The organism is Flavobacterium sp., assembly GCF_043773265.1.
Taxonomy (GTDB): domain Bacteria; phylum Bacteroidota; class Bacteroidia; order Flavobacteriales; family Flavobacteriaceae; genus Flavobacterium.
In genome coordinates, this window is the sequence record NZ_JAYVFH010000254.1 from 1 (window position 1) to 9,936 (window position 9,936).

Sequence of the window (9,936 nt, forward strand, 5' to 3'; positions counted from 1 at the left end):
AACTCCTTATCGTAAAGTAACAAACGGACAAGTTGATTTAGTTTCTGAACCAATTTATTTAAGTGCAGAAGAAGAAGAAGGAAAAATGATTGCTCAAGCAAACATTGAAATGGATGCTAAAGGATTCATTACTGCAGATAAAGTTATTGCACGTGAAGAAGGTGATTTCCCAGTTGTAGATCCTAATCAAGTTCATTATACTGACGTTGCTCCTAATCAAATTGCATCAATTTCAGCTTCATTAATTCCTTTCTTGGAACACGATGATGCGAATAGAGCATTGATGGGATCAAATATGATGCGTCAAGCCGTTCCTTTATTACGTCCAGAAGCTCCAATTGTTGGAACAGGATTAGAACGTCAAGTTGCATCAGATTCTAGAGTATTAATAAATGCAGAAGGCGAAGGTGTTGTTGAGTATGTTGATGCCAATATGATTACTATTAAATACGATAGAACTGAAGAAGAAAGAATGGTAAGTTTTGAAGCTGATGAAAAAACATACCAATTAATCAAATTTAGAAAAACCAATCAAAGTACATCAATTAACCTAAAACCAATCGTAAGAAAAGGAGATAGAGTTCAATTAGGTCAGGTGCTTTGTGAAGGATATGCAACTCAAAACGGAGAATTAGCAATCGGTAGAAACCTAAAAGTAGCATTTATGCCTTGGAAAGGATACAATTTCGAGGATGCAATTGTAATTTCTGAAAAAGTTGTTCGAGATGATATATTTACATCAATTCACGTTGACGATTATTCATTAGAAGTTAGAGATACTAAATTAGGTAATGAAGAGTTAACTAATGATATTCCTAACGTTTCTGAAGAAGCAACAAAGGATTTAGATGAAAACGGAATGATTAGAATTGGTGCCGAAGTAAAACCTGGCGACATTCTTATCGGAAAAATTACACCTAAAGGAGAATCTGATCCAACACCAGAAGAAAAACTTCTTAGAGCAATCTTTGGAGACAAAGCTGGAGATGTAAAAGATGCTTCATTAAAAGCATCACCATCATTACACGGAGTTGTTTTAGATAAAAAATTATTTGCAAGAGCAGTAAAAGATAAACGTAAGAGAACTCAAGATAAAGATGCATTAACATCTCTTGAATTAGAATTTGAAACTAAATTTGTTGAATTAAAAGATAAATTAGTAGAAAAATTATTCTTAATCGTAAACGGAAAAACATCGCAAGGTGTTATGAACGATTTGGGTGAAGAAGTTTTGCCAAAAGGTAAAAAATACACCCAAAAAATGCTTTATGCTGTTGAAGATTTTGCACATTTAACCAAAGGTCAATGGGTTGCAGATGATGATACTAACCGTTTAGTTAATGATTTAATTCACAATTATAAAATTAAATTAAACGATTTACAAGGTGCTTTACGAAGAGAAAAATTCACTATTACTGTTGGAGATGAATTACCAGCAGGAATTTTGAAATTGGCAAAAGTTTATATTGCTAAAAAACGTAAATTAAAAGTAGGTGATAAAATGGCTGGACGTCACGGTAACAAAGGTATTGTTGCGCGTATTGTTCGTCACGAAGACATGCCTTTCCTTGAAGATGGAACTCCAGTAGATATAGTTTTAAATCCACTAGGTGTACCTTCTCGTATGAACATTGGACAAATCTATGAAACCGTTCTTGGTTGGGCAGGACAAAAATTAGGTAGAAAATATGCAACACCAATATTTGATGGTGCAACTTTAGACCAAATTAATGAACTAACAGATGAAGCAGGAATTCCAAGGTTTGGTCATACTTATTTATATGATGGAGGAACAGGTGAACGTTTCCACCAAGCAGCAACAGTTGGAGTAATCTATATGTTGAAACTTGGACACATGGTTGACGATAAAATGCACGCACGTTCAATCGGACCATACTCACTAATTACACAACAACCACTTGGAGGTAAAGCTCAATTTGGAGGTCAACGTTTTGGAGAGATGGAGGTTTGGGCACTTGAAGCTTATGGAGCATCAAGTACATTAAGAGAAATCTTAACAGTAAAGTCAGATGACGTAATTGGTAGAGCTAAAACTTACGAAGCAATCGTAAAGGGAGAAACTATGCCAGAACCAGGATTACCAGAATCATTCAATGTATTAATGCATGAATTGAAAGGTCTTGGATTAGACATTCGTTTAGAAGAATAAATTATATGTATAAGTAGAGACGTTGTTTTGCAACGCCTCTATCTTAACATAATTACAATAGTTTTTAGAAGCTATTTCCTGCTATACGTTACAATCTTTTCTTTTTTTAAAGAAAAAAATGAAAAGGATTTTCACTGCTATCAGGGCTAAAAAAATAAAATTTCAATTTCAAATAAATCAATAGTAGAAACTATGATGAATAATAGAAATAACAACAAAGACAACAAACAAAGTACTATTAAAAGATTTAACAAAATCACTATTGGACTAGCATCTCCAGAGGCGATATTGGCAGAATCTCGTGGTGAGGTTTTAAAACCTGAAACAATCAATTATAGAACTCACAAACCAGAACGTGATGGTCTTTTCTGCGAAAGAATTTTCGGACCAGTAAAAGATTTTGAATGTGCTTGTGGAAAATATAAAAGAATACGCTACAAAGGTATTGTTTGTGACCGTTGCGGAGTAGAAGTAACCGAGAAAAAAGTACGTCGTGATAGAGTAGGACACATCAATCTTGTTGTGCCAATTGCTCATATCTGGTATTTTCGTTCACTTCCAAACAAAATTGGATACATTCTTGGTTTACCATCTAAGAAATTAGATATGATTATCTACTACGAAAGATACGTAGTTATTCAAGCAGGTATTGCTAAAAATGCAGAAGGCGAATCTTTATCAAGACTTGACTTTTTAACAGAAGAAGAATATTTAAATATTTTAGACACACTTCCTGCAGATAATCAGTATCTTGATGATTTTGATCCTAATAAATTTGTTGCCAAAATGGGAGCAGAATGTATTATGGATTTATTAGCTAGAACAGATTTGAACAATTTGTCATACGAATTGCGTCATGCTGCTAATAATGAAACTTCTAAACAAAGAAAAACAGAAGCATTAAAAAGATTGCAAGTTGTTGAATCATTTAGAGATTCTAACCTAAACAGAGAAAATCGTCCAGAATGGATGATTCTTAAAGTTATACCAGTTATTCCACCAGAATTGCGTCCATTAGTGCCACTTGATGGTGGTCGTTTTGCAACTTCAGATTTGAATGACTTGTACCGAAGAGTTATCATCCGTAACAACCGTCTTAAAAGATTAATGGAAATCAAAGCTCCAGAAGTTATCTTAAGAAACGAAAAACGTATGTTACAAGAATCAGTAGATTCATTATTTGATAACACTCGTAAAGCTTCTGCTGTAAAAACTGAATCTAACAGACCATTAAAATCTTTATCAGACTCATTAAAAGGTAAACAAGGTCGTTTCCGTCAAAACTTATTAGGAAAACGTGTCGATTATTCTGCGCGTTCAGTAATTGTTGTTGGACCAGAAATGAAATTGTTCGAATGTGGTCTTCCTAAAGATATGGCTGCCGAATTATATAAACCATTCGTTATTCGTAAATTAATCGAAAGAGGAATTGTTAAAACAGTTAAATCTGCTAAGAAAATAATTGACAAAAAAGAACCAGTAGTTTGGGATATCTTAGAAAATGTAATTAAAGGTCACCCAGTATTACTGAATCGTGCTCCTACATTACACAGACTTGGTATTCAAGCTTTCCAACCAAAATTAATTGAAGGAAAAGCAATTCAATTACACCCATTAGTGTGTACTGCCTTCAATGCCGATTTTGATGGTGACCAGATGGCAGTTCACTTGCCACTTGGACCAGAAGCTATTCTTGAAGCTCAATTATTAATGTTGGCTTCTCATAATATCTTGAATCCTGCAAATGGTGCTCCAATTACCGTACCTTCTCAAGACATGGTACTTGGTCTTTATTACATGACCAAAGAACGATTGTCAACTCCAGAACACAAAATTTTAGGTCAAGATTTGACTTTCTATTCTGCCGAAGAAGTAAATATTGCTTTAAACGAAGGTAGATTAGAATTAAACGCAAGAGTTAGAATTAGAGCTAAAGATTTTAACGAATCTGGAGAACAAGTATTTAAAATCATTCAAACAACTGCCGGTAGAGTATTATTTAATGAAGTAGTACCGGAAGCAGCTGGATTTATAAATGAAGTATTGACTAAAAAATCTTTACGTGATATTATTGGAAAAATCTTGTCGGTAACTAACGTTCCTACAACTGCAGCTTTCCTTGATGAAATGAAAGATATGGGTTATAAATTTGCCTTCAAAGGTGGATTATCATTCTCATTAGGTGATATTAGAATTCCAGAACAAAAAGCAAAATTGATTGCTGATGCTCGTGTTCAAGTGGAAGGTATTTCTGTGAATTACAACATGGGACTTATCACAAATAATGAACGTTACAATCAAGTTATTGATATTTGGACTTCTGCCAATGCTCAACTTACAGAATTAGCAATGAAAAATATTAGAGAAGACCAACAAGGTTTCAACTCGGTATATATGATGCTTGATTCAGGTGCGCGTGGTTCTAAAGAACAAATTCGTCAGTTAACTGGTATGCGTGGATTGATGGCTAAACCAAAAAAATCTACAGCTGGTGGTGGTGAAATTATTGAAAATCCAATTCTTTCTAACTTTAAAGAAGGTCTTTCTATCCTTGAGTACTTTATTTCTACTCACGGTGCACGTAAAGGTCTTGCAGATACTGCTCTTAAAACAGCAGATGCAGGTTACCTAACTCGTAGATTACATGACGTTTCTCAAGACGTAATTGTAAACTCTGTAGATTGTGGTACATTAAGAGGTATTGAAGTTTCTGCTTTAAAGAAAAATGAAGAAATCGTTGAAACATTAGGAGAAAGAATTTTAGGACGTGTTGCATTGCAAGATGTTATTAATCCTTTAACATCTGATGTAGTTATTCATGCTGGTGAACAAATTACCGAAGCTATCGTTAAAATTATTGAAGAATCTCCAATTGAAAAAGTTGAAGTACGTTCTCCACTAGTTTGTGAAGCTAAAAAAGGTATTTGTGCTAAATGTTACGGAAGAAACTTAGCAACTGGAAAAATGACTCAAAGAGGAGAAGCTGTTGGTGTTATTGCTGCACAGTCTATTGGTGAGCCAGGAACACAATTAACACTTCGTACTTTCCACGTTGGTGGAGTTGCTGGTGGAGTTTCAGAAGAATCTAGCATTATTGCAAGATTTGGCGGAAAACTAGAAATAGAAGATTTAAAAACAGTTGTTGGCGAAGATGCTGATGGCAATAAAGTTGACATTGTAGTTTCTCGTTCAACAGAGTTAAAATTAACAGATGTTAAAACAGGAATCCTGTTGAGTACTCATTATATTCCTTATGGAGCAGTTATTAGCGTAAAAGATGGTGATGTTGTTGAAAAAGGAGCTGCAATTTGTAAATGGGATCCATATAATGGTGTAATTGTTTCAGAATTTACAGGAAAAATTGCATACGAAGATTTAGAACAAGGTCAATCGTTTCAGGTAGAAATTGATGAACAAACAGGTTTCCAAGAAAAAGTAATTTCTGAAGGAAGAAATAAAAAATTAGTTCCAACTTTATTGGTTTATGGTAAAGATGGCGAATTGATTCGTTCTTACAACTTACCAGTAGGTTCTCACCTTATGGTAGAAGATGGAGAGAAAATTAAAGCAGGTAAAATTCTTGTGAAAATTCCTCGTCGTTCTTCTAAAGCAAGTGATATTACTGGAGGTTTACCAAGAATTACAGAGTTATTAGAAGCTCGTAATCCTTCTAATCCTGCTGTAGTTTCTGAGATTGATGGTGTAGTTTCTTTCGGAAAAATTAAAAGAGGTAATCGTGAAATCATTATCGAATCTAAATTTGGTGAGGTTAAGAAATATTTAGTAAAATTATCAAGTCAAATCTTAGTTCAAGAAAATGACTTCGTAAAAGCCGGTGTGCCTTTGTCTGATGGTGCTATAACTCCAGATGATATTTTAAGAATTCAAGGACCATCTGCTGTTCAACAGTATTTGGTTAATGAAATTCAAGAAGTATACCGTCTTCAAGGTGTAAAAATTAATGATAAACACTTTGAGGTTGTAATTCGTCAAATGATGCGTAAAGTAAGAGTTGAAGATCCAGGAGATACTTTATTCCTAGAAGAACAATTAATTCACACAAGTGATTTTATTCGTGAAAATGATAAATTATACGGAATGAAAGTTGTTGAAGATGCTGGTGATTCAGATAATCTTAAACCAGGTCAAATTATTTCTCCTAGAGATTTAAGAGATGAAAATTCATTATTGAAACGTAACGATAAAAATCTAGTAGTTGCACGTGAAGTTATCACTGCAACCGCAACACCTGTTTTACAAGGTATTACAAGAGCTTCGCTTCAAACAAAATCATTCATTTCAGCAGCATCATTCCAAGAAACTACAAAAGTATTAAATGAAGCAGCAGTTGCTGGAAAAATTGATACTTTAGAAGGTCTTAAAGAAAATGTTATTGTTGGACATAGAATTCCTGCCGGTACAGGTATGAGAGATTATGATCATACAATTGTAGGATCTAAAGAAGATTATAACGAAATGATGGCTAATAAAGAAGAATATATTTATTAATATTATGAGTGATAACAATCAACCACAACAAGGTCAAATAAATATTGAGCTTGATGAAAAAATTGCTGAAGGAATATATTCTAATCTAGCAATTATTAATCATTCTCCATCTGAGTTTGTTTTAGATTTTGTAACCATTATGCCTGGTGTACCTAAATCTAAAGTGAAATCTAGGATTATATTAACTCCACAACATGCTAAAAGATTATTGGCTGCATTGGGCGAAAATATTCATAGATTTGAAGTAGCTCATGGTGAAATTAAAGACTCTGAACAACCAAATATTCCTTTGAATTTTGGCCCAGCTGGACAAGCTTAATAAAAAATTTAATTAATTCTAAAACTCCTCAAGAAATTGAGGAGTTTTTTTATGTTTAATAGTTAAAAAAATAATTAATTTTTATTAATTATGGTTAAAATAATGATTAAATAAATAACAAAAAGAATCATTATTTTTTTGTAGAACTAAATCTACAGCGTGTATTTAATGCTTAAATTATTATAAAAAAATGTATTTAAACGATTATTTAGGTTTTTTATAGTATATTTTTTTTTGATAATTTTTTTTAACAATAATTTTGTTAAAAAAAAATTGTATTAATTATTAATTCAAGAATCCCAAAGCCGAGTTGATTCATTAAAAAAACATAAATATTTCCAGGTTTATTTTTTTTATATAATCACGTATTTATACTCTTTTACAAAGTTTTATTTTAGAATAATTTTGTCATTCTAAATAATTAAATCGATCATTATGAAAAAAAATATTCAAATCTCCTCTTTTTTTTATTGGTGACAAGGAATATAAAAAAAATAATTACTGTAATAACAAAAAATTAAATTTGAAGAAACCCCATTCTATTAATTTAACATTCTGAAGCTTTTTAAAAATTAAATATTAATTTAAACAATTATTATTATGAAAACAGAATTACAGCTCCCAAAAACAGGTTTAAATAATCATTTTTTAAAATTTTATATCAAAGTATTGATAGATAGTATTTATTCACAAAATATACTATTCTTCAAACGTTTTTTAATTAGTGCACTTTTTATTGGTAATTTTTACTCTTATAGTCAAGTGACAATTGCTCGACAAGATTTTGAAACTTCACCTGCTACGCCAACTTTAACATTTTCTCCTACTTTAGGTCAATTGGGTTCAGTAACTCCAGGATCACCTGCTTCAGCAACTACTGTATTTGCTGGTGCAAGAGGTTACTATTTTACTGGAAATGTCGTTGGTCCAGCAGTTTTTACATCTAATGCTGACGTTGATACTCGTTGTTATAGTAATCCATCATTAACCTTTCGATTAGCTGCTTTAGCTACAAATGGTGCTCAAGGATTAGATGTTCTTGATATAGTTACGGTTGCAATAAGTACTAATGGAGGAACAACTTTTACAAATGAAATGCAAGTAAAAGGTTTTTCTAATGCAGTTTGGAGTTATACAGCCGGAACAGGAAATGCTACTGCAGCATATGATGGAAATGTAACTGTAGAGTCAGGTAAAATTTTCGCACCAACTGCTGGAGGTGTAAGAACAACAGATGGTTATAGTACAGTAATTTTAACTGGTTTGCCAAAAACAGCTAATTTAAGAGTTAAAATTACTTTGGCAAATGATGCAGGAAACGAAACTTGGGCTATTGATAATGTAGTTATTAATAATGCAGTTGTTGCAACAACTCCAACAACACCAACTTTTACAGCGGTTTCTGCAATATGTTCAGGAGGAAGTTTATCAGCTTTACCAACAACTTCTAATAATGGAATAACTGGAACATGGTCGCCAACATTAAATAATTTAACAACAACTACATATACCTTTACACCAACAGCAGGATTGTGCGCAACAACCACTACTTTGTCAATAACTGTAATTCCTAATGTTACCTATTATCAAGATTTAGATTCTGATGGATTTGGTAATAATGCTGTGCCAAATAGTACTTGTTTAGGTTTGCCTATTGGCTATGTATTAAATAATTTAGACTCAAACGATAATTTGTTGACTTATGTAGATGTTGATAACGATGGATTTGGATCTGCAGTTTTCGCACCAAGTGGTCCAACAAACAATATAGATTGTAACGATAATCAACTACGATATGCTGATTTAGATTCTGACAGTTTTGGTTCAACAACTTTTGTTGCCTGTGGTGGAGTATTGAATAATTCAGATTGTAACGACAATCAATTGCGATATGCAGATTTAGATTCTGACAGTTTTGGTTCAACAACTTTTGTAGCATGTGGTGGAGTATTAAATAATTTAGATTGTAACGACAATCAATTGCAATATTTAGATGCAGATGCTGATGGATTTGGTTCAACCACACAAGTAGCTTGCGGAGTTACTAATAATTCTGATTGTAATGATAATCAAATTCAATATGTAGATTTAGATAATGATGGTTTTGGTTCTACTACACAAGTTGCATGTGGTGTGACAAATAATTCCGATTGTAACGACAATCAATTGCGATATGCAGATTTAGATTCTGACAGTTTTGGCTCAACAACTTTTGTTGCCTGTGGTGGAGTATTAAATAATTTAGACTCTAACGATAATTTGTTGACTTATGTAGATGTTGATAACGATGGATTTGGATCTACAGTTTTCGCACCAAGCGGTCCAACAAACAATTCCGATTGTAACGACAATCAAATACAATATTTAGATGCAGATGCTGATAGTTTTGGCTCAACCACACAAGTTGCTTGCGGAGTTTTAAATAATTCCGATTGTAACGACAACAATATAACAATGCATACAACATTTCCATTTTATTTAGATGCAGATTTAGATGGATATGGCTCAACTTCTGCAATTGTTACTAGTTTATGTGCGGTTAATGCTAATACACCACCATTAGGATATTCTAAATTTAATACCGATTGTGATGATACAAATGCAACAATACATCCAGGAGCAGTTGACGTTTGTGGAGACGGAATCGACAACGACTGTAATGGAAACATAGACAATGTTGGTATGCCTGGCGGATGTATTCCAGTAGTTACAACAATTCGTCCAGAATCATGTGGTGTTACATTGCCATCAATCGATACTCCATTCTTGGCTTATTTAGTTTCAAATGCACAAGGATACCGTTGGAGAGTTACAAAAGTAATCGCAGGATTACCAAGTGCAAACCCAGCCGATGTTCAAATGTTGGATACATTCTTACGCTCAATGAAGTTAACACAATTGACTACTTATTCATTTGGTACAACATATCAAATAGAGG

At 33.0% G+C, this 9,936-nt stretch carries 4 protein-coding genes; all 4 read left to right on the forward strand.

All coding sequences use genetic code 11. The features are described from left to right. The coding region (rpoB, locus tag ACH2BO_RS13635; protein WP_395045285.1) for a DNA-directed RNA polymerase subunit beta at window positions 1-2,170 on the forward strand (2,170 nt) is incomplete at its 5' end. Window positions 2,171-2,362: 192 nt separating this feature from the next. Next, entirely contained in the window at window positions 2,363-6,679 is a 4,317-nt protein-coding gene (gene rpoC / locus ACH2BO_RS13640) for a DNA-directed RNA polymerase subunit beta' (RefSeq protein ID WP_395045286.1), read from the forward strand. A 4-nt stretch (window positions 6,680-6,683) separates the two neighbouring features. Next, the gene (locus tag ACH2BO_RS13645; RefSeq protein ID WP_395045287.1) at window positions 6,684-6,998 is read left to right on the forward strand and encodes a DUF3467 domain-containing protein; all 315 of its coding nucleotides are present in this window, start codon (window positions 6,684-6,686) and stop codon (window positions 6,996-6,998) included. 600 nt (window positions 6,999-7,598) lie between these two features. Next, window positions 7,599-9,936 (forward strand): putative metal-binding motif-containing protein (locus ACH2BO_RS13650; RefSeq protein ID WP_395045288.1); only part of this gene is annotated, 2,338 nt, incomplete at its 3' end.